The organism is Streptomyces axinellae (genome assembly GCF_039532135.1).
GTDB classification, from domain to species: Bacteria; Actinomycetota; Actinomycetes; order Streptomycetales; family Streptomycetaceae; genus Streptomyces; species Streptomyces axinellae.
On the sequence record NZ_BAAARJ010000009.1, the window covers coordinates 121,224 to 141,499 of the forward strand.

17 protein-coding genes and 1 tRNA gene are annotated in these 20,276 nt (G+C 71.8%); 13 read left to right on the forward strand and 5 right to left on the reverse strand.

The features are described from left to right. The first annotated feature begins 90 nt into the window (after positions 1-90). From ABD339_RS15440 to ABD339_RS15460, 5 genes are all read left to right on the forward strand, one after another. Positions 91-2,379, forward strand: coding sequence for an acetyl/propionyl/methylcrotonyl-CoA carboxylase subunit alpha (locus ABD339_RS15440; protein WP_344566655.1), 2,289 nt, complete (start codon positions 91-93; stop codon positions 2,377-2,379). Continuing rightward, positions 2,379-3,566, forward strand: coding sequence for a hydroxymethylglutaryl-CoA lyase (locus tag ABD339_RS15445; protein WP_344566331.1), 1,188 nt, complete (start codon positions 2,379-2,381; stop codon positions 3,564-3,566). Before ABD339_RS15440 ends, ABD339_RS15445 begins: the two co-directional genes overlap by 1 nt. 2 nt (positions 3,567-3,568) lie before the next feature. Then, positions 3,569-4,735, forward strand: a complete 1,167-nt coding sequence (locus tag ABD339_RS15450; protein ID WP_344566333.1) for an acyl-CoA dehydrogenase family protein — start codon at positions 3,569-3,571, stop codon at positions 4,733-4,735. A gap of 100 nt (positions 4,736-4,835) precedes the next feature. Then, positions 4,836-5,771 carry a DUF4429 domain-containing protein gene (locus ABD339_RS15455; RefSeq protein ID WP_344566335.1) on the forward strand — a complete coding sequence of 312 codons (936 nt, stop codon included), beginning with the start codon at positions 4,836-4,838 and terminating at the stop codon, positions 5,769-5,771. 126 nt (positions 5,772-5,897) lie between these two features. Then, complete coding sequence (locus tag ABD339_RS15460) at positions 5,898-6,338, forward strand: WapI family immunity protein (protein ID WP_344566337.1); 441 nt, start codon at positions 5,898-5,900, stop codon at positions 6,336-6,338. Positions 6,339-6,523: 185 nt separating this feature from the next. On the opposite strand, the gene ABD339_RS15465 is transcribed toward ABD339_RS15460, so the two are convergent. Continuing rightward, positions 6,524-8,242 carry a beta-N-acetylhexosaminidase gene (locus ABD339_RS15465; RefSeq protein ID WP_344566339.1) on the reverse strand — a complete coding sequence of 573 codons (1,719 nt, stop codon included), beginning with the start codon at positions 8,240-8,242 and terminating at the stop codon, positions 6,524-6,526. 404 nt (positions 8,243-8,646) lie between these two features. Between ABD339_RS15465 and ABD339_RS15470 the strand changes: the two genes are divergently transcribed. From ABD339_RS15470 to glmS, 3 genes are all read left to right on the forward strand, one after another. Further along, positions 8,647-9,342: a DUF4232 domain-containing protein gene (locus ABD339_RS15470; protein WP_344566341.1), complete on the forward strand. Its 696-nt coding sequence runs from the start codon at positions 8,647-8,649 to the stop codon at positions 9,340-9,342. A 299-nt stretch (positions 9,343-9,641) separates the two neighbouring features. Beyond that, positions 9,642-9,920, forward strand: coding sequence for a hypothetical protein (locus ABD339_RS15475; protein ID WP_344566343.1), 279 nt, complete (start codon positions 9,642-9,644; stop codon positions 9,918-9,920). A gap of 152 nt (positions 9,921-10,072) precedes the next feature. Continuing rightward, positions 10,073-11,899, forward strand: coding sequence for a glutamine--fructose-6-phosphate transaminase (isomerizing) (gene glmS / locus ABD339_RS15480; protein ID WP_344566345.1), 1,827 nt, complete (start codon positions 10,073-10,075; stop codon positions 11,897-11,899). 340 nt (positions 11,900-12,239) lie between these two features. Here glmS and ABD339_RS15485 read toward each other — a convergent pair whose 3' ends face one another. Then, complete coding sequence (locus tag ABD339_RS15485) at positions 12,240-12,761, reverse strand: universal stress protein (RefSeq protein WP_344566346.1); 522 nt, start codon at positions 12,759-12,761, stop codon at positions 12,240-12,242. 329 nt (positions 12,762-13,090) lie between these two features. On the opposite strand from ABD339_RS15485, the gene ABD339_RS15490 reads away from it, so the two are divergent. The 5 genes from ABD339_RS15490 to ABD339_RS15510 all read left to right on the forward strand — a co-directional run bounded on the left by ABD339_RS15490 (position 13,091) and on the right by ABD339_RS15510 (position 16,948). After that, complete coding sequence (locus tag ABD339_RS15490; protein WP_425575993.1) at positions 13,091-13,453, forward strand: hypothetical protein; 363 nt, start codon at positions 13,091-13,093, stop codon at positions 13,451-13,453. A 512-nt stretch (positions 13,454-13,965) separates the two neighbouring features. Next, complete coding sequence (locus ABD339_RS15495) at positions 13,966-15,525, forward strand: helix-turn-helix domain-containing protein (protein ID WP_344566348.1); 1,560 nt, start codon at positions 13,966-13,968, stop codon at positions 15,523-15,525. Between the two features lie 28 nt (positions 15,526-15,553). Next, positions 15,554-16,159: an oligoribonuclease gene (gene orn / locus ABD339_RS15500; protein WP_344566350.1), complete on the forward strand. Its 606-nt coding sequence runs from the start codon at positions 15,554-15,556 to the stop codon at positions 16,157-16,159. A gap of 100 nt (positions 16,160-16,259) precedes the next feature. Beyond that, positions 16,260-16,332 (forward strand) — tRNA-His (locus ABD339_RS15505). 205 nt (positions 16,333-16,537) lie between these two features. After that, positions 16,538-16,948, forward strand: a complete 411-nt coding sequence (locus ABD339_RS15510; protein WP_344566352.1) for a rodlin — start codon at positions 16,538-16,540, stop codon at positions 16,946-16,948. Positions 16,949-17,115: 167 nt separating this feature from the next. On the opposite strand, the gene ABD339_RS15515 is transcribed toward ABD339_RS15510, so the two are convergent. The 3 genes from ABD339_RS15515 to ABD339_RS15525 form a co-directional block, all read right to left on the reverse strand. After that, entirely contained in the window at positions 17,116-17,496 is a 381-nt protein-coding gene (locus ABD339_RS15515) for an SSI family serine proteinase inhibitor (RefSeq protein WP_344566354.1), read from the reverse strand. Between the two features lie 440 nt (positions 17,497-17,936). Then, a complete protein-coding gene (locus ABD339_RS15520; protein WP_344566358.1) occupies positions 17,937-18,671 on the reverse strand; it encodes a M23 family metallopeptidase in 735 nt (244 codons plus the stop codon). Between the two features lie 428 nt (positions 18,672-19,099). Then, positions 19,100-20,251: a LacI family DNA-binding transcriptional regulator gene (locus ABD339_RS15525; RefSeq protein ID WP_344566360.1), complete on the reverse strand. Its 1,152-nt coding sequence runs from the start codon at positions 20,249-20,251 to the stop codon at positions 19,100-19,102. Positions 20,252-20,276 lie beyond the last annotated feature (25 nt).

The following is a 20,276-nucleotide window of genomic DNA, read 5'->3' on the forward strand; positions in this document are numbered from 1 at the left end:
CCAGTGGGCCGGCCGGAGGCGGGAACGGACGGGCAGGCCGGGGCGGCCGTGCTGGAGGCGAGCGGGATGACGAGCGCGAGGAGAGGGCCGATGTTCGACTCGGTGCTGGTGGCCAACCGGGGAGAGATCGCGGTACGGGTGATCCGCACCCTGCGGAAGCTGGGCATCCGATCGATCGCGGTGCACAGCGACGCCGATGCCGACGCACACCATGTGCGGGAGGCCGACACATCCGTGCGCATCGGTCCGCCCCCGGCCGCCGAGAGCTATCTGAGCGCGGACAGGCTGCTGGAGGCCGCCCGCCGCACCGGCGCCCAGGCCGTCCACCCGGGCTACGGCTTCCTCGCGGAGAACGCCGACTTCGCCAGGCGCTGCACCGAGGCCGGGCTCACCTTTGTCGGCCCGCCCGCCGAGGCCATCGAGCTGATGGGTGACAAGATCCGCGCCAAGGAGACGGTGCGCGCCGCGGGCGTCCCCGTCGTCCCCGGCTCCTCGGGCAGCGGCCTGACCGATGCCGAACTGGCCGTCGCCGCCCTGGAGACGGGCCTGCCCGTGCTGCTGAAACCCTCGGCGGGCGGCGGCGGCAAGGGCATGCGCCTGGTGCGGGACGAAGCGGTGCTGCCGGAGGAGATCGCCGCGGCGCGGCGGGAGGCTCGGAGCTCTTTCGGGGACGACGGGCTGCTGGTGGAGCGCTGGGTGGACCGGCCCCGCCACATCGAGATCCAGGTGCTGGCCGACGGGCACGGCGGGGTGCTGCACCTCGGGGAGCGCGAATGCTCCCTCCAGCGGCGTCACCAGAAGATCATCGAGGAGGCCCCCAGCCCCCTGCTGGACGAGGCGACCCGTCAGGCGATGGGCGAGGCAGCGGTCGAGGCAGCGCGCTCGTGCGGCTACCGGGGGGCGGGCACCGTGGAGTTCATCGTGCCAGGCGACGGCTCCGGTGCCTACTACTTCATGGAGATGAACACCCGACTCCAGGTCGAGCACCCGGTCACCGAGCTGACCACGGGACTGGACCTGGTCGAGTGGCAGCTGAGGGCCGCAGCCGGGGAGCCGCTGGCCTTCGGGCAAGGAGACATCGCGCTGAAGGGCCACGCGGTGGAGGCCCGTATCTGCGCGGAGACCGCCCGGCTCGCCGCCGGCGGACACGAGGGCCAGGTCGACTTCCTGCCCTCGGCAGGCCGGGTGCTGCTGCTGGAAGAGCCGGACGGCGACGGAGTGCGCACCGACTCGGGCCTGACGGAGGGCACCGAGGTGGGCACGCTCTACGACCCGATGCTGGCCAAGATCATCGTCTGGGGCCCGGACCGCCCCTCCGCGCTGCGAGGGCTCCGTGCGGCCCTCGCCCGCACGACGGTGCTGGGCGTCGATACCAACGCCGCCTTCCTGCGCGGCCTGCTCGCCCACCCCCGGGTCGCCGCCGGCGAACTGGACACGGGACTGGTGGACAGCGCGGCGGCCGGACTGTTGCCGGAGGGCGTGCCCCAAGAGGTCTACGGCGCGGCGGCCCTCCTGCGGCAGGCGGCGACGGCACCGGAAACGCCGTCGGCGAGGACCGTCCCGGGCAGCACCCCGTCGGAGGCAGTGCGGTCATCCGGGGACAGGGCAGGCCGTGAAGTGGGCGGCTGGGTCAGCCCGTTCGCGGTCCGCTCCGGCTGGCGGCTGGGCGACGAGCCGGCCTGGACGGTGCACCACCTGCGGCTGACGGGTCAAGAACCGGTGGCCGTCCACATCCGCCCAGCGGGCCCGGCCACCGGCCCCGACAACGCCCACGGCCACGCCGCCCCGCACGGCCACGCCACCCCCGCCGGGCTCGAACGGCGCGACATTCCCGCAAGCCGCCCTGCCGACGAACCTCGCCAGGCCACCGGGGATCCGCGCGATGTCGAGGTGAGCGTGGCGGGCGCGCCCCCGGTCCGCGCCCGGCTGATCAGGTCGGGCACACGCCTGCGCCTGGAGTGGGACGGCATCAGCCACACCTTCACCCACGCCCTCGGCAAGGCGGACGACGGCTCCCCCGCCATCTGGCTCGGCAGAGACGGCGAGACCTGGCAGCTCCGGGACCACGATCCGGTGGAGGCCGCGCTCCGAGGCGCGGGCGCCGCCCAGGGCGCGGACGCGCTGACCGCCCCCATGCCCGGCACGGTCACCCTCGTCAAGGCAGCGGTGGGTGACGAGGTGGCGGAGGGACAGAGCCTGCTGGTCGTGGAGGCGATGAAGATGGAGCACGTCATCACGGCGCCGCACGCCGGGACAGTGACCGAGTTGGACGTGATCGCGGGCAGCACCGTCGCCATGGATCAGGTGCTCGCCGTTGTGGAGCCGCACGAGCCCGCCGAGGAGCCCGTCGGGAAGCCCGCCGAGAAGGAGGTGTCGTGATGACGGATGCCGGAAGCGGAGCAGAGCCGGGGGCCGGAAGCGGTTCGGGGCTCCCCATGGCCTTCCCCCTGGCGGGCCTGCCGTCGCGGGTCCGTATCCACGAGGTGGGGCCGCGCGACGGGTTGCAGAACGAGAAGGCGGTCGTTCCGGTCGCGGTGAAGGCGGAGTTCATCAAGCGGCTGGTGGCGGCCGGACTGCGCACCGTCGAGGCGACCAGTTTTGTGCACCCCAAGTGGGTGCCCCAGCTCGCCGACGCCGAGGAGCTGTATCCCCTGGTGAGCGGCCTGCGCGACGCGGAGCACCCCCGCTCCCCCAGTCCGGCTGCCTCGGCCCGCCCCGCCCCGGCGGACAGCCCCGCCGACCCGGCCGACGCCGCCGCCCCCGGCCGGTTGAGCGAGCCCGCCGATGTGTCGCTCCCCGTCCTGGTGCCCAATGCCCGGGGGCTGGAGCGGGCGTTGACGCTGGGGGCGCGGCAGGTCGCGGTGTTCGCCAGCGCCACCGAGTCGTTCGCCCGCGCCAACCTGAACCGCACGGTGGATGAGGCGCTGGCGATGTTCGAGCCCGTGGTGGCCCGCGCCAAGGAGGAGCGGCTCACGGTGCGCGGCTATCTGTCCATGTGCTTCGGCGATCCGTGGGAGGGCCCGGTACCGGTCGCCCAAGTGGTGCGGGTGTGCAAGTCGCTGGCGGACATGGGCTGTGACGAGCTGAGCCTCGGCGACACCATCGGCGTGGCCACTCCCGGCCATGTGAGCGCGCTGCTCGCCGCCCTGCACGAGGCCGGGCTGCCCGCCTCGGGAACGGCCCCCGCCCGGACGCCCGACAATGACGACACCGAAGCCGCTGCCGATCCCGGATCCGCCCCCGCTACCACCCCCCGTCTGGCCGTCCACTTCCACGACACCTACGGCCAGGCCCTCGCCAACACCCTCGCGGCGCTCCAGCACGGCGTCGCGACGGTGGACGCCTCCGCCGGTGGCCTGGGCGGCTGCCCCTTCGCCAAGAGCGCCACGGGCAATCTCGCCACCGAAGACCTCGTCTGGATGCTGCACGGTCTGGGCATCGAAACGGGCGTCGATCTGGACCTTCTCAGCAGCACCAGTCTGTGGATGGCGGAGCACCTGGGCCGCCCCAGTCCCTCCCGCACGGTCCGCGCTCTCAGCGGCACGGCCTCGCCCAAGGAGATGTGAGTATGGCTCTCGACCACCGCCTCTCGTCCGAGCACGAGGAACTGCGCAGGACCGTTGAGGAGTTCGCCCACGACGTCGTGGCGCCCAAGATCGGCGAGTTCTACGAACAGCACGCGTTCCCGTACGACATCGTCCGCCAGATGGGCGCGATGGGACTGTTCGGACTGCCGTTCCCCGAGGAGTACGGCGGCATGGGCGGCGACTACCTCGCGCTCTGTCTCGCCCTGGAGGAGCTGGCCAGGGTCGATTCCTCCGTCGCCATCACGCTGGAGGCCGGCGTCTCCCTGGGAGCCATGCCGCTGTACCTGTTCGGCACGGAAGAGCAGAAGCACGAATGGCTGCCCCGGCTGTGCGCGGGCGAGATGCTGGGCGCCTTCGGGCTGACGGAGCCCGAGTGCGGCTCGGACGCGGGCGGCACCCGCACCACGGCCGTACGGGACACCGCCACGGGCGAGTGGGTGATCAACGGCACCAAGTCGTTCATCACCAACTCGGGCACGGAGATGACGGGCCTGGTCACCGTCACCGCCGTGACCGCACGCAAGGAGGACGGCACACCGCGCATCTCCACGATCATCGTCCCCTCCGGCACCCCCGGCTTCACGGTCGCACCCGCGTACTCCAAGGTGGGCTGGAACGCCTCGGACACCCACGAGCTGTCCTTCTCCGATGTCCGCGTACCCGAGGCGAACCTGCTCGGCGAAGAGGGCCGTGGCTACGCCCAGTTCCTGCGCATCCTGGACGAGGGCAGAATCGCGATCTCCGCCCTCGCCACGGGCCTGGCACAAGGCTGCGTCGATGAATCGGTGCGCTACGCCAACACCCGCTCGGCCTTCGGGAAGCCCATCGGCACCAACCAGGCCATCCAGTTCAAGCTCGCCGACATGGAGATGCGCGCCCACACCGCCCGCATCTCCTGGCGGGACGCGGCCTCGCGGCTGCTGGCGGGCGAGCCGTTCAAGAAGGAGGCGGCCCTGGCCAAGCTCTACTCCTCCGAGATCGCCGTCACCAATGCGCGCGAGGCCACCCAGATCCATGGCGGCTACGGCTTTATGAACGAGTATCCGGTCGCCCGCATGTGGCGGGACGCGAAGATCCTGGAGATCGGCGAGGGCACCAGCGAGGTCCAGCGCATGCTCATCGCCCGCGAGCTGGGGGTGGGCGTCTGAAGCACCCGCCGGCCTCCTGAGTCGGGAGACCAGCGGCCCGCTCGGGCTCTGAATTCCTCGGGGGGATGACCCTCGCCGCCGCAGCCGAAATAATCAGCCTATGGCGGAAATCCTCCAACGTGCCGGGGCATGGACCTTCGACGGGGAGACCGTCAGGATCGTGCCCGGCACCGAACGGCGGGTACACCAACTGCGCAAAACCCTTGGAGAAGTCGCCGTACCGCTGCACGCGGTGGCCGGTATCGCGTACGAGCCCGGCGGACGGAAGGGCGGCAGACTCCGGCTCCGGCTCCGCGACGGCGCCGACCCCCTCTCTCAAGTGGCCAGCGGGCGGCTGCCGGACGCCTCGGATCCCTACCAGCTCGCGGTGGAGAAGGACCGTACGGGCGTGGCCGCGTACTTCGTCGAGGAGGTGCGCAACGCGCTGCTGCTGGAAGAGGTACCCGACAGCCCCTGCGACCGCTTCCTGCTGCCCGGCCCGCCGGTCCCGCTGACCGCCTCGGGCACGGACGGGACAGCGTCCTTCGACGGCGAGCGCGTCCAGATCGAGTGGAACTGGATGGCGGAGCAGAGCAAGACCTCCGGCGGCCCGCGCCGCCTCGCACTCCACGAGCTGGACGGCGTGGACTGGACCCCACCCCTCGGCTGGGAGAGCGGCAGCCTCCGCTTCCACCCGAAGGGCACCCACCCCACGCTCAAGCCGCAGCACGACCCCAACTGCCTGATGCTGTGGGGAGTGCGGCAGGCCCGCGAGACCGGCGGCTCGGTATTGCTGGCCGCCGCGATCGTCGCGCGCCTGCCGCACCCCCGCTCCCAGGAGGCCGCCTCCTACGCCGGAACCTCCGGCCCGGCGCAGGAAGCCATGCCCCCCGTTCTCACCAAGGGCGGCCACTCGGGCGGCACTTCAGCCGCCGACGCGACCGATCATGACGGCCTGCTGCGGCGGCTGCGGGAGCTGGGCGAGCTGCACACCTCCGGGGTGCTCACGGACGAGGAGTTCCGCCTCGCCAAGAAGGCCATACTGGACCGCTTCTGAACTCGCCGTGGGTCCGGAACAGGCCAGGGATCGAGGCATCCTGGTCGTACACGGCCGGGGCGACGCCTTCCGCCGTTCGGACCGGTGAGGTGAGGGGCGCCGGACGGTGCCTGACATCCTTGGGCGGTGCTCCTCACTGATCACGAACATCGCATCACGTTGCGTCCGCTGCGCTACCAGTTCCCGGTGGTCAGCGGTGACCAGTACGACGACAATTGGCTGGTCGCCGGGGGTGAGGTGACCACGCCCGAGGGCAGTTGGTCCTTCACTGCCCCCTGTCTCCTGACCGACGAGGCGCGCCAGATCTCGCCGTGGCTGCGCGCCGCCGGAGGAGCGACACCGGCAGGCACACATCTGGACCTTCACTTCCTGGAGCCCGTCCTGGCCTTCGGCCACACCGGCTCGGGCCCCGTACGCGTCCATCTCTCTCATGAGGCGGCGCCCCCGTGGCTGGATGGCGACGAGCGCTTGACCGAGTACGTCATCGAGATCAAGGCGACCGCCGCCGGTCTGCGCCAGGCGGCGGACGAGTGGGATCGTTGTCTGGTCCCGTTCCCGCCGCGCTGACCCCGATCACCGACCAGGCCCGGCCGTCCACGGCCCGCCGCCTGCCGTCCGCCGCCGTAACCTTCCCGACTCCAGCCCCAGCCCAGCCGCAGCCCCTGCCCCTGCCCCTGGCCAGGGCCGGGCCCAGGCCAGGGCCGGGCCCAAGACGGGGATCGGGGGCCAGGACCGGAGTGTCTACGAAGAGTTCACCGTCCAGGCCACGGCACCTGCGGCGAGCGGTAGTAGTCGATGCCCAACTGATCCCAGCGGGACGCCTGTTGCGCGAGGCGGTGCTTATAGCCATCCCAGTTGTGGGTCGAGGCCGGCGACCAGCCCAGCTCGGCGACGCCCGGCAGGCGCGGGAATGCCATGTACTCGGCCTGCGCGCTGTTCGAAAGCGTCTCCGACCACAGCGGTGCCTCGATGCCGAGGACCGAGCCGGCCGGGGCGCCTTCCAGATAGGTCCCCGGATCCCAGTCGTAGGAGCGCCGCACTTCCACGAACCCGGCCCAGGACAGGCCCAGCGGCGTGTCCTTGTCGTACTTCATGTCGAGGTAGGTGCGGTCGGCGGGCGAGAGCACCAGCCGGGTGCCCTTCTTCGCGGCGTCCGCGACCTGCGCGCGCTCCGCCGCACTGGTCCGGTCATAGCCCCAGTACTGCGCGACGGTGCCCTTGGCGGGGGTGGCGCCGGTGATCTGGTGCCAGCCGATCGCCTGCTTGCCGTACTTGGCGACGACGGGCTGGACGCGGTTCATGAAGGCCGCGTAGTCCGCATGACTGGTGGAGTGCGCCTCATCCCCGCCGATATGCAGGTAGGGGCCGGGCGTCATGGCCGCCAGTTCCCTGATCACGTCGTCCACGAAGTCGTAGGTGCGTTCCAGCGGGACGCACAGCGAGCTGAATCCGACCTCGGTACCGGTGTAGAGGGGAGGTGCTTTGCCGTCGCAGTTCAGTTCGGCGTAGGAGGCCAGCGCCGCGTTGGTGTGGCCCGGCATGTCGATCTCGGGTACGACGGTCAGCTGCCGCGCCGAGGCGTAGCGGACGATCTCGCGATAGTCGGCCTTGGTGTAGTACCCACCGGGTCCGCCCCCGACCTCGGTGCTGCCGCCGTACTGGGCCAGCCGGGGCCAGGAGTCGATGGCGATACGCCAGCCCTGGTCGTCGGACAGGTGCAGATGCAGCTTGTTGATCTTGTAGAGGGCGAGCTGGTCGATGTAGCGCTTCACCTTGGGGACGGAGAAGAAGTGCCGCGAGACATCGAGCATCGCGCCCCGGTAGGCGTAGCGCGGCTTGTCCGTGATGGTGCCGCCCGCGACCAGCCAGGGGCCCGGCTGCTCGGTACGCGCCTCGACGGCGGCCGGCAGCAGCTGCCGCAGCGTCTGCATCCCGTGGAAGAGCCCGGCGCTCTCCTTGGCGCTGATGACCGCCGCACGCTTGTCCGCCTCCAGGCGGTACCCCTCGGAGCCGAGCTTGCGGTCGCCGACCAGCCGCAGCTGGATGCCGTCACGACCGGGGCGGGTGGTGACGGGCAGCCGGTATCCGGTCGAGGGCCGCAGCAGCTCCGCGAGCTGCCCGGCCATCCGGAGCGCCTCCTTGGACGCCGCGCCCGTCGCCCCGCCGCTCACCCGGATCACGGTCCTCGACGTGATCGCGTACGGCTTGCCCTCCGGCCGCACGGAGGCCGGGGCCGGCACCACCTGATCGAGTGGTCTGGCGCCCTGCCCGCCGTCCGTCCGCGCGGCCGTATGCCTCCTCACGTCCACACCCCCGCCCGCGCCCGGCCCCACTCCCGCGCCCGTGCCACGGTCCGGTCCCGTCCGAGCCCCCGCACCGGCCTCCGCCCCGGCCTGGGCGGCGGGCAGCGCGGTGACGGCGAGGAGTGCGGCACAGATCATCAGGAGCGGTCTGATTCGTCGTCGTCCCATCAGCGATCCCTTCGAAGAGCCGTTCCCTTACGGTGGCGCCCACTCAACGAAAGCCAGGTCCCTGACACTGCTTGCCGAGCACTGAGTGCTGAGCACCGATTGCTGAGCGCTGACTACCGGCACTGCGCATGGTGCCCTCCGGGAGCCCGCCCCGGAAGAGGGCAGCGCACGAGACCCGCCGCTGCCGCCACCCGCTACGGGACCTCGGCCGCCGCTCGCCCGGCGCCCCGGAGGCGGCTGCCGCTGTTACAGGACGCGGACACAACCTCGTGAACAACCACCGGCCGGTCGGCATCTCAATGAATGTACCGAGCAGAGAACGCAGAGCACGCAGAGAAGATGGCCAGGACACCCCGGGGAACGCGGGTGGCCTCGCCGCATCCGATACCCGTGGGGGGATCCTTGTGAAGACCACACGCCACACTCGCCGTAGCGTCCGTACCGCCGGCCTCGTCGCCATGGCCGCCGCTGCCGCTCTGTCGCTGACCGCCTGCGGCAGTGACGGGGGCAGCGGAGGCAAGGACGACAACGCCGCCGGCAACACCAAGGCCGCCGCGTCCAAGGACGCGGGCGCCAAGGGCTCCGGCTCGCAGCACAGCGAGGGCAAGCAGGAGAACGGCAAAGAGGGCAAGGACGGCAAGGGGGGCGGCGGCGAGGACGTCAGGTCCCAGTCCACGGCCTCGGGTGTCAAGAGGAAGGCGTGCGACGTGGGCACGGTGCAGGTCAGGCTCAAGCGCACCGGCGGCACCGCACCGGTCGTCCTGCTCAAGGCCACCAACCAGGGCGACAGCCGCTGCGACCTGTACGGATACCCGTTCGTGGGCTACCCGAACGCCCAGTCCCCGATCGCGGTGGGCGGCGGCCAGCCGCAGTCCGTGGTCTCGCTGGAGCCGGGCACGTCCGCCTACGCCTCCCTCAGCCTGGAGGACGGCGACGCCAACAACATGCACCGCGAGAAGGAACTGACCGTCGAGCTGGCCAACCGCAAGCTCCAGGGCACCGGCTCCACCGCCACCCTCACCGCTCCCGGCGCCGGCCTCGCCCTCAGCGACAACTCCACCGTCTCCTACTGGAACACCACCCCCGAACTGGCAATGTAAGCAGGCCGCGCCCACCACAGGGGTGCCGCCCGGGCAGTCCGGGCGGCACCCCTGCCGCATGCCTCCGTCGCCGGCCCGACGAACACAGAGGCAGACGGACCACAGGACAGACGGACAGGCGAACGCACCGGCACGCGAACACAACGCACCGGCACGCGAACACACAGACACCCAGACGCGCGGGCACACGGGCACACGGGCACACGGGCACACGGGCAGATGCAGACGGGGCGCCACGCCCGTGCCCGGAATCGGGCAGATTTCTTGCTATCCGGTCGTCGAGCCAGCAGTATCGTCGGGTGCTCGAAGCCCGGACGCCCCTTCACGACGACCTCGTCGACTATCTGGTCCGCACCACGTCGCTCCAGCGCGGCGAGGCGGCCCGGGTGATTTTGGACGTCCTGGCGTACTTCGACGAGACGGCACCCGAGTTCGTCCGCCGCCGTCACCGCGAGCTACAGGCCAAAGGGCTGACGAATGCGGAGATCTTCACCCGTATCGAGGCCGAACTGCCCCACCGCGCCGTGGCGCCGCCCTCGCTGTCCCTCAGACAGCTGCGCCGCCTCGTCTACGGCTGAGGCACACACCGGCCACGGCTGACGGAGCACCCGACGGCGCCCGGCATCCGCCGACGCGACCACCGACGCGAAGCAGCCCCCAGAAGAGCGACAGCACCACAGCACGGCGGAGCGACAGCACCACAGCACGACGAGAGGCAGGCATCAGCAGTATGTGCGGAATCGTGGGATATATCGGCAAGCGTGACACTGCTCCGCTTCTGCTGGAGGGCCTCCAGCGGCTGGAGTACCGCGGCTACGACTCGGCCGGGATCGCCATCCAGAGCAGCAGCGGCGGCAAGCCGGCCGGCCTCAAGACGGCGAAGACGAAGGGCCGGGTGCGCGACCTGGAAGAACGCGTCCCCAAGCGCTTCGCCGGCACCGCCGGTATCGCCCACACCCGCTGGGCCACCCACGGCGTCCCCAATGATGTGAACGCGCATCCGCACCTCGACCCCGACGAGAAGGTCGCCGTCGTCCACAACGGCATCATCGACAACGCCGCCGAGCTGCGCGCCAAGCTCGCGGCCGACGGTGTCACCTTCGTCTCCGACACCGACACCGAGGTGCTGGTCCATCTGATCGCCCGCGCCCAGAGCGAGCGGCTGGAGGCCCGCGTCCAGGAGGCGCTGCGGCACGTCGAGGGCACCTACGGCATCGCCGTGCTGCACGCGGACTTCCCCGAGCGCATCGTGGTGGCCCGCAACGGCTCGCCGGTCGTCCTGGGCATCGGCGAGAACGAGATGTTCGTGGCCTCCGATGTCGCGGCCCTCGTCTCGCACACCCGTCAGGTCGTCACCCTGGACGACGGCGAGATGGCCACCATCAAGGCCGGGGACTACCGCACGTACACCACGGAGGGCTCGCGCACCTCCTCCTCGCCGGAGACGGTGGAGTACGCCGCCGAGTCCTACGACATGGGCGGCCACGACACCTACATGCACAAGGAGATCGCCGAGCAGGCCGACGCGGTGGACCGGGTGCTGCGCGGCCGGATCGACGACCGCTTCGCGACGGTGCACCTGGGCGGTCTCAATCTGGACCCGCGCGACGCGCGCGCCGTGCGCCGCGTGAAGATCCTGGGCTGCGGCACCTCCTACCACGCGGGCATGATCGGCGCCCAGATGATCGAAGAGCTGGCCCGCATCCCGGCCGACGCCGAGCCGGCCAGCGAGTTCCGCTACCGCAATCCGGTCGTCGATCCCGACACCCTCTACATCGCCGTCTCCCAGTCGGGCGAGACCTACGACGCGCTGGCCGCCGTCCAGGAGCTGAAGCGCAAGGGCGCCCGCGTCCTGGGGGTCATCAACGTCGTCGGCTCGGCCATCGCCCGCGAGGCGGACGGCGGGGTGTACGTACACGCCGGGCCCGAGGTCTGCGTCGTGTCCACCAAGTGCTTCACCAACACCGTGGTCTCCTTCGGCCTGCTCGCCCTGCACCTGGGCCGCACTCGCGACCTGTCGGTCAAGGACGGCAAGCGCATCATCGAGGGTCTGCGCAGGCTGCCCGGCCAGATCGCCGAGATCCTGGCGCAGGAGGAGGAGATCGCCAAGCTCGCCCAGGAGTACGCCGAGGCGCATTCGATGCTCTTCATCGGCCGGGTGCGCGGCTTCCCCGTCGCGCTGGAGGCGTCCCTCAAGCTCAAGGAGGTCTCCTACATCCACGCCGAGGCGTACCCGGCCTCCGAGCTGAAGCACGGCCCGCTCGCCCTGATCGAACCGGCGATGCCGACGGTCGCGATCGTCCCGGACGACGACCTGCTGGAGAAGAACCGGGCCGCGCTGGAGGAGATCAAGGCGCGCAGCGGTCGCATCCTGGCAGTAGCGCACCAGGAGCAGGAGAAAGCCGACCACACGATCGTCGTCCCCAAGAACGAGGACGAGCTGGACCCGATCCTGATGGGCATCCCCCTCCAGCTGCTCGCCTACCACACGGCACTGGCGCTGGGCCGGGACATCGACAAGCCCCGCAACCTCGCCAAGTCCGTCACGGTGGAGTGAGACGGGGCCGCGGAGAAGCGGGGGCCCCATAACGGGCCGGACAGCGGGACAGGGGCCGGAGAATGGGCGGAACCCCGCGCGGGCCACCAACCGCGCGGGATCCCGCCTCCCCTGTGCCGGCGTCGCCCATTACGCCGGCGGGTGGGCCGCCGTACGGGACCGTCACCTCCCGCCCGGCAGCGCGCCTTGGGCTCACGGTCACCCGTGTGTTCTTGGTATGCCCCTCACAAGCTCACAATGCACCCCTACGGCTGGGTAGATTTCGCGGCGCCCTTCTCCCGAAGTCCCCGCATCCGCCCCGGGGTTGGGCCCGGGACAGCACCTCGGGCCGGGCGGAAGGTCAGGGGACCACGATGACGGGGCGCTGGGCGCGGCGCGCCAGACGGCCGGCGACGGAGCCGAAGAGGCGCCCGACCAGGCCGTGCGTCGAGCCCACCACGATGGCGTCGGCCGCGTACTCCCTGCCGACCTCCTCCAGTTCGTGGCAGATGTCTCCGCCGCGCTCCACGAGGATCCAGGGCACCTCCGACAGGTGCTCGGCGCAGGCGAGTTCGAGTCCGAGCACTTCGGTGCGGTGGTCGGGGACGTCCACGAAGACGGGCGGCTCACAGCCCGCCCATACGGTGGTCGGCAGCCGGTTGGCCACATGGACGATGATCAGGCCGGAGCCGGAGCGGTAGGCCATGCCGATGGCGTAGGCGAGTGCGCGCTCACTCGACATGGAGCCGTCGAAGCCCACCACGACGCCGTGCTGGAAAGCCGGATCGCAGGAATGGCGGGCGTCGTCCGCCGCTTCGGGCACCGCCGTGGAATCGGCGATCTGCCTGCGGTCTGCTGGGTCAGGGATCTCGTGTCCTGCCATGAGTGTCTCGGCGAAGTGAGTCCTCTGTGCAGAGGGACGACGGACGGCTTGCGCTCTCTCGGATTCAGGTGGTGCCTGCACGGATGACGACTGGGAATCGTCTTCCCAAGTCCCTTACCCAAAGGGTACGGCCGCACTCCCCCCTTGCCCAGGCAGGAGTAGCCGCCACCGGTGGCGCGTTGAACCCGGAGCATGCCTGAGCGAGGGCCCCAGCGCAATGCCGCGTTACGCCCCTTACGCGCGCCCTTGACGCGGCTGCCCGCCGGACGACCCCCGGACGGCCGCCGGGCAGCCAGTGACCGGGGTAGCCGAGCCGCGTTGAACACACCGTGCCCGCCACCTCGTACACCCCCCGTGCCACCCCCGTCACGCCACGTACCGCATCTGCGGTCACCCGCGCCGCTGCGGCCACCCGCGCCGCGCCCGACCAGGTGAGCGACGTGGTGCGCTGGGCGGCGTTCAGCACCGCACTCGTACCGGTGGTGCTGCTGATGTGCGGCTCCTCCCCGGCCGGGGCCTTCGCGACCACGGCGGGGCTCGCCGCGGTCACCGCGGCCTGCCACGCACTGCTGCGCCGGTCCGCGCGCGGAGAGGTGCGGCCGGCGGCCGAGCAGGCGCTCCCGCACCGGGGGCGGCACGGGCGTACGGGTTCGGGTGCGCACAGAGGAGGACGCCGTCCGAGCCAGTTGTAGCGGTGGCGCAACGCAGCCTGTCGCGGCGCACAACGGCGCACGGGCGGGCGCACGGAGCCACGCACCGTCTTGTAGCCCGCGCGTCGGGGGCTGACCAGGCACACCACGAGCCCACGCGCCTCTTCGCCCTACCGGCGCACGCCCCGCCGCTGACTGGATCCCGCAGCTGACTTCCGCCGTTTTTCGGCCAACTTGAGGCCGAGTCCCAGCCCTTGTCACCGCCCTCGCCCAACCCCCCTGTCACCAGGGACGAAAGGAGCGACCTGCGGGTGTGCACCCTACGGTGACGGGGCAGAGAGGGCATGCGCACTTCCCAGCAGAGGCGTTGAGTGAAACGCTTCGTGATCGAATGCTTCACGCCAAGTTGCCTTGTCGACATAACGTCGGGTGCCGAACTTGCACCGCCCACCTCACCCGACGCAGTAGATTCGATCTTGGCTTTCGCTGCGGGGGAAAGCGGGGGATGTGCATGGACCGAGAGGAACACAACGATTGAGGGGGGCTTAGTTCCAATGAGCCAGGACTCCACGAACGGCCCAGTTGAGACGCGTAAGCTGGCCGCGCGCCGCCGGCGCGAGATCGTGGCGGTGTTGCTCTTCAGCGGTGGTCCCATCTTCGAGAGTTCCATCCCGCTCTCCGTCTTCGGAATCGACCGCCAGGACGCGGGAGTTCCCCGCTACCGCCTGCTGGTCTGCGCCGGCGAGGACGGGCCGCTGCGCACCACCGGTGGGCTCCAGCTGAGCGCGCCGTTCGGGCTGGAGGCGATTTCCCGCGCCGGCACCGTCGTAGTCCCCGCATGGCGCTCCATCACCCAGCCACCGCCCACCGCCGCACTGGACGCGCTGCGCCGCGCGCACGAGGAGGGAGCCCGGATCATCGGGCTGTGCACCGGCGCCTTCGTTCTCGCGGCGGCGGGACTTCTCGACGGCCGCCCGGCCACCACCCACTGGATGTACGCGCCGACGCTGGCCAAGCGCTATCCCGCGGTGCACGTCGATCCACGCGAACTGTTCGTGGACGACGGCGACATCCTCACCTCGGCGGGGACGGCGGCGGGTATAGACCTGTGCCTGCATGTCGTCCGTACGGACCACGGCGCCGAGGCGGCGGGAGCCCTCGCCCGGCGCCTGGTCGTACCACCCCGCAGGGGCAGCGGCCAGGAGACCGGCGGCCACCCCCGCCACCTGGACCGCTCCTTACCGGAGGAGATCGGCGCCGACCCGCTCGCGGAGGTCGTCGCCTGGGCGCTGGAACACCTCCACGAGCAGTTCGACGTGGAGACTCTCGCCGCGCGTGCGTACATGAGCCGCCGCACCTTCGACCGGCGCTTCCGGTCTCTTACTGGGAGCGCTCCACTGCAGTGGCTGATCACACAGCGCGTGCTCCAGGCGCAGCGCCTGCTGGAGACGTCCGACTACTCCGTGGACGAGGTGGCGGGCCGCTGCGGCTTCCGCTCCCCCGTCGCGCTGCGCGGTCACTTCCGCCGCCAGCTCGGCGCCTCGCCCGCCGCGTACCGCGCGGCGTACCGGGCTCGGCGGCCGGACGGCGAGGAGGGTGCGGACAGCCCGCTGCGGCTGTCCCAGGCGCACATGGGGCAGCCGGGGGCCGGGCCGCTGGGCCCCGGTGGCGCCGAGCCGGGCGCCGGAGCCGGCGGGGGGCCCAGACCGGAGCCCGGGCGCGTGCCGCCGGAGCAGCGCCCGCCCTCGGAGCATCGGGAGCACCGGGAGCAACGGGAATCCCGCGAGCATCGGGAGCACCGGGATCCCCGCGATCTCAGGGAGCAGCGCGAACTGCGGATGCGCAGGGAGCGCGGCGCCCGGAACGAGGCGGCGCCCCCCAGCCAGCACAGCCCGCACGGCCAGGCCGGCTTCCACGGCCAGGCCGGCTCGTACGGGCAGCCCGGCCAGCACGGCGAGCGGGCCGAGGCGGGCGGTGAGCACGGTCAGCGACGTGAGGCACGGGAAAACCGGAATGCCCCGAATAGTCGGGATAACAGCATAGAACCGGGCAAACCAGACTCGGACGTCTATGCGCCCCGGCTACCCGGCCAGCGAGGCCGCGGGGCAGGCTGAGCGCTGTGGGTCACGTAGTGTGAAGCGCATGAACGATCGCATGGTGTGGATCGACTGCGAGATGACCGGCCTCTCGCTGTCCGGTGACGCGCTCATCGAGGTGGCCGCGCTCGTGACCGACTCGGAGCTGAACGTGCTCGGGGACGGTGTGGACATCGTGATCCGCCCGCCCGCTCCCGCGCTGGCGGCAATGCCGGAGGTGGTGCGCGAGATGCACACCGCCTCCGGCCTGCTGGAGGAGCTGGAGGGGGGCACGACGCTGGCCGACGCGGAGAACCGCGTCCTCGAATACGTCCGCGCCCACGCCCCCGACCCCGGCAAGGCCCCGCTGTGCGGCAACTCGGTGGGCACCGACCGGGGTTTCCTCGCCCGGGACATGCCGGCCCTGGAGAGCCACCTGCACTACCGCATCGTGGACGTCTCCTCGGTCAAGGAGCTGGCCCGGCGCTGGTATCCCCGCGCCTACTACAACAGCCCCGAGAAGAACGGCAACCACCGTGCGCTGGCCGACATCCGCGAGTCCATCGCGGAGCTGCGCTACTACCGCGAGGCCGTCTTCGTGCCCCACCCGGGCCCGGACTCGGACACGGCCAAGAAGATCGCCGCCAAGCACGTGGTCCCGTCCCGGCCCTGACCCGGAAACGAGTGCGCGAGCACCCTCGCCCACCCTGTACACTCGTATCGGCCGGTGCGAGGAGGACCTCGTCGAGGATCTCTCGTCAGCATCGGACATGGTGGTCGTAGCTCAGTTGGCAGAGCACCTGGTTGTGGTCCAGGATGTCGCGGGTTCAAATCCCGTCGATCACCCTCTACGAGAAAGCCCCCGACCTGGGGAAACCCGGGCGGGGGCTTTCTCGTTCCCGCGCGGGGCGAAAAAGGGGTCCCGCGGCCGTGTGGGCCGGATTACCGCCATCTGTTCGGGTGATCGCGCGCAACTCGCAGCCGAATGGCGTGTTTGGCACAGGTAGGAGCTTCCACGCTGGGGGTTCCTCCTCCTGAAGGGTTTCGCTCGATGAAGAAGATGATGATGGCCGCCGCCACCGTGGCAGCATCGCTGGCCGGTCTCTCCGCCGTGGCCGCTCCGCAAGCCTTCGCCGCCGGGAACGACACCGGCACGACCTCGGTCAACGGCAACGGCGCGAAGAGCGCGTACGGCAACGCCACGACCAAGGGCAACCACAGCGCGCAGAACCAGCTCATCCAGGGCTCGCTGAACAAGCCCTGCATCGGCCTGCCGGCCAAGGTCAACGCCGGTGCCCTCGTCGGCCTGGTGCCGATCGCGGTCCAGGACGTCAACGTCCTGTCCAGCCCGCAGAACCAGCAGTGCACCGAGAACTCCACCCAGGCCAAGGGCGACGAGCCGCTCTCCCACCTCGTGGACGACATCCCGGTGCTCTCCGGGAACGGCACCGCCAACCGCTGACCGGAGGGGCGGCCCAGGCCGTCCGTACCGGCACCGTCAACCGGGCGGTCGGAGTCGCGCAAGCGGCACCGACCGCCCGGTCGTGTGTGCGGGGCCGGAAGGGGACGCGGGGGCGGGGGGATGCGGGGGCGCGCAAGGTTTGCGGGGCGACCGCCGGGGGTGACGGATCAGGTGGGGCTCAGGTCAAATACGCGGGCGCTCTCGGCTCCGGCCGCGCACAGACCGGCGTACGTGTGAGCGAAGCCACGGGGGTGAGTGCGCCAGGTCCCCTCGGCCACGACCGTCACCGGATGGGCCGGCCGGGGGCAGCGGCGGATGTGGGCGGGCAGCCTCGCGAAGTCGCCCGACACCCTGGCCAGGGCCGCGCAGGCTTCCTCCGGGCGCGGATGGGTACTGCCCGCCGAAGGAAAGCAGTTGAGGTCGGCCTCCCCCACTACCCGGCCCGAGGTGTGATGCCCCTCGTACAGCGTGATGCGGAACCGGCCCTCGGGCGTGGCGGTGACGCCCTGCGCCAGGGGTGAGCGGGTGGGCGGGGCCTGGGGCGACATGGCCGAGGGGGCTGCGGGGGCGGAGAGGGCCGACGAGGGCAGCGAATCCGATGAGGCCGATGAGTTCGGCGGGGTTCTTGGGGGCGACGGGTCCAGATCGGGAGTTGAGCCCGGTTCGGGTGCGGGGGCGAGAGCTGACGAGATTTCAGGCGGGGGCTGTGGTCCTGGAAGCGCCGCCGGGGGCGGGGCCGGACCCGGGGAGAGGCCCGCTGCCGACGGCGGGTCCGCCGTCATGGAGAGAACGGCGGCCAGCAGGAGGGCGCCGGCGGCGGCCGGGCCCGCCCGCTTGCCGCGACGGCGACGGGCGGCCCCCACCCGGGGGCGCGGCGCTGCCGGGGCCCGCACGAGCCGTCGCGGGCGGCTGCGTACACGCTCTCGCAGGCGGCCTCGGCCCCCCGCGGGCCCCCGGGTGCGGGTCCGGCCACGCCCCGGTACGCGGCTCATGGCAGGCGGACGCCGTGGCCCGCCATGTAGCGGACGGGGTCGATGTCGGAGCCGTAGCCGCGCTTGGCCCGTACCTCGAAGTGGAGGTGGGGGCCGGTGGAGCGGCCGGTGTTGCCGGAGTGGCCGAGCGGGGTGCCGGCGTGCACGCGCTTGCCCGCCTTGACGGAGATCTTCGACATGTGCGCGAACAGCGTGTACTTCCCGTCCGTCATCCGGATGGTGACGGCCTTGCCGTAGGCGCCCGCGTTCCCGGCGAAGACGACCGTGCCGGATCCGACCGAGTGGACCGGGGTGCCGGTGGGGACGGCGAGGTCGATGCCGGTGTGGTGGCCGGCCGCCCAGTTGCCCTTGACGCCGTACCGCTGGGAGACGCGGACGTGCTGCATCGTCACGGGACGGGTCCAGGACGACCCGGCCGGGACGCGGGGCGGGTGGTCGTCCTTCTTCTCACCGCCCGGCTTCCCGGCCGGTTCCGATCCCTTGCCCGGGGCCGGGTCCTTGCCCGGGGCCGGGTCCTTGCCCGGGGCCGGGTCCTTGCCCGGGGGTGAACTCTTGCCGGGTTCCGGGCCTTTGCCCGGGTGCGGGTCCTTTCCCGGGCCCTTTCCCGGGTCCTTTCCCGGTTCCGTCCCCTTCCCCTTGCCCGGGGCCGGTCCTGTCCCCTGGTGCGGGGGTGAGGACGGCCGGGACGGGATGGAGGGCAGCGCCGGGATGCCCGGTGCTCCATCGGTCACAGGACTCACCGGGGTCACAGGGGCCACGGGGGGCGGCATCGGCGGGGGGACGGGGGACGCGTGCGCCGGGGCCGGGCCGGCGAGGCCGCCGAACGCGCTGAGGAAGAGGGCCGCGGCGCAGGCCCCGACAACTGCCCGGCGATCCGCCCCCGCCCACTTCCCCGGCCCCTCTCTCGACGTCCCCGCCGACCCCGCCGACCCCGCCGTCCCCGCCGTTCTCGAAGTTCCCGACGTTCCCGTCGTCCTCGTCCTGGAATGCGCTGTCGCAGTCACGGCTGCGGTCGTTGTACGGGCCATATCAGGGAAGCAAACGACAGCGGGGGCCTCGCGCGCACCCGGAACATGGCCCCGGCGGCGTTGTGTCCCCCGTCAGACGCAACGCGCATCGGCCACTCGGCCCACCGGCTCGGCCCGCACCCGGCGCCGGGCTATGACGAGCCTCGGCGGATCAGTTCGGTGGGCAGTACCCGGTGGGTGCGGTCGCCCGCGCCGGGCGGGCGGGGTGAGGGGGCCGGCTGGGCGGGCGGGGCCGGGTAGGCGGCGCCCGGCGTCCACTTGCCCAGCAGTTCCAGCAGCACGCGGGCCATCTCCCGGCCCATCTCGTCGATCGGCTGACGGACCGTGGTGAGCGGCGGGTCCATGTGCCGGGCGACGGCCGAGTCGTCGAAGCCGACGAGCGCCACATCGTCCGGCACGCGCCGGCCCGCCTCGCGCAGGGCGATCCGGGCGCCGGCCGCCATCACGTCGGAGGCGCAGAAGACCGCGTCGATGCCGGGCCGGTCGGCCAGCAGACGGCGCATGCCGCTGTGGCCGCTCTCCTCGGTGAAGTCGCCCGGCGCGACGAGGAGTTCGTCCTCGGGGTGACCGGCGTCGCGGATGGCTTCGCGGTAGCCGTCGGCGCGGCAGCGTGCCGCGTACATGTCGGGGGGGCCGGTGATGGTGGCGACCGTCTCGCAGCCTCGCGCGATCAGGTGTGCGACGGCGGCGCGGGCGCCGCCGACGTTGTCGCAATCGACGTAGGGAAGGGGCTCGGCGGCGGAGCGGCGGCCGTTGAGCACGGCGGGGATCCGGGCCTCCGCCAGCAGGTCGGGCAGCGTGTCGTCGGCGTGTACGGACACCAGCAGTACGCCGTCGATGCGGTGGGCCGCCGCGTACTGCGCGAAGCGGTCCTGCTCCTTTTGGCTGTGCAGCAAGGTGAGCAGCAGCTGCATGTCCGCGCGGGCCAGTTCGGAGCTGACGCCGTGCAGGATGCCGGAGAAGTAGGGCTCGGCGAAGAAGCGGGTCTCCGGTTCGGGGATGACCAGCGCTATCGCGTCGGCGCTGCCCGCGGCCAGGGCGCGGGCGACCCGGTTGGGGACGTAGCCCAGTTCATCGACGGCGGCCTCGACGGCGGCGCGGGTGCGCTCGCTGACCCGGGGCGAGCCGTTGATGACGCGGGAGACGGTGCCGCGGCCGACGCCGGCGCGGCGGGCGACCTGTTCCAGGGTGGGGCGGTGCGGCGGCGCTCCGCCCAGGGGCCCGGTTCCGCCGCTCAGCGTGGGCGGCCCGCCTCCGGCCTGCCCGTCGCGCACTGCTGCCATCGTGCCTCCCCGCTCTTCCGGACCG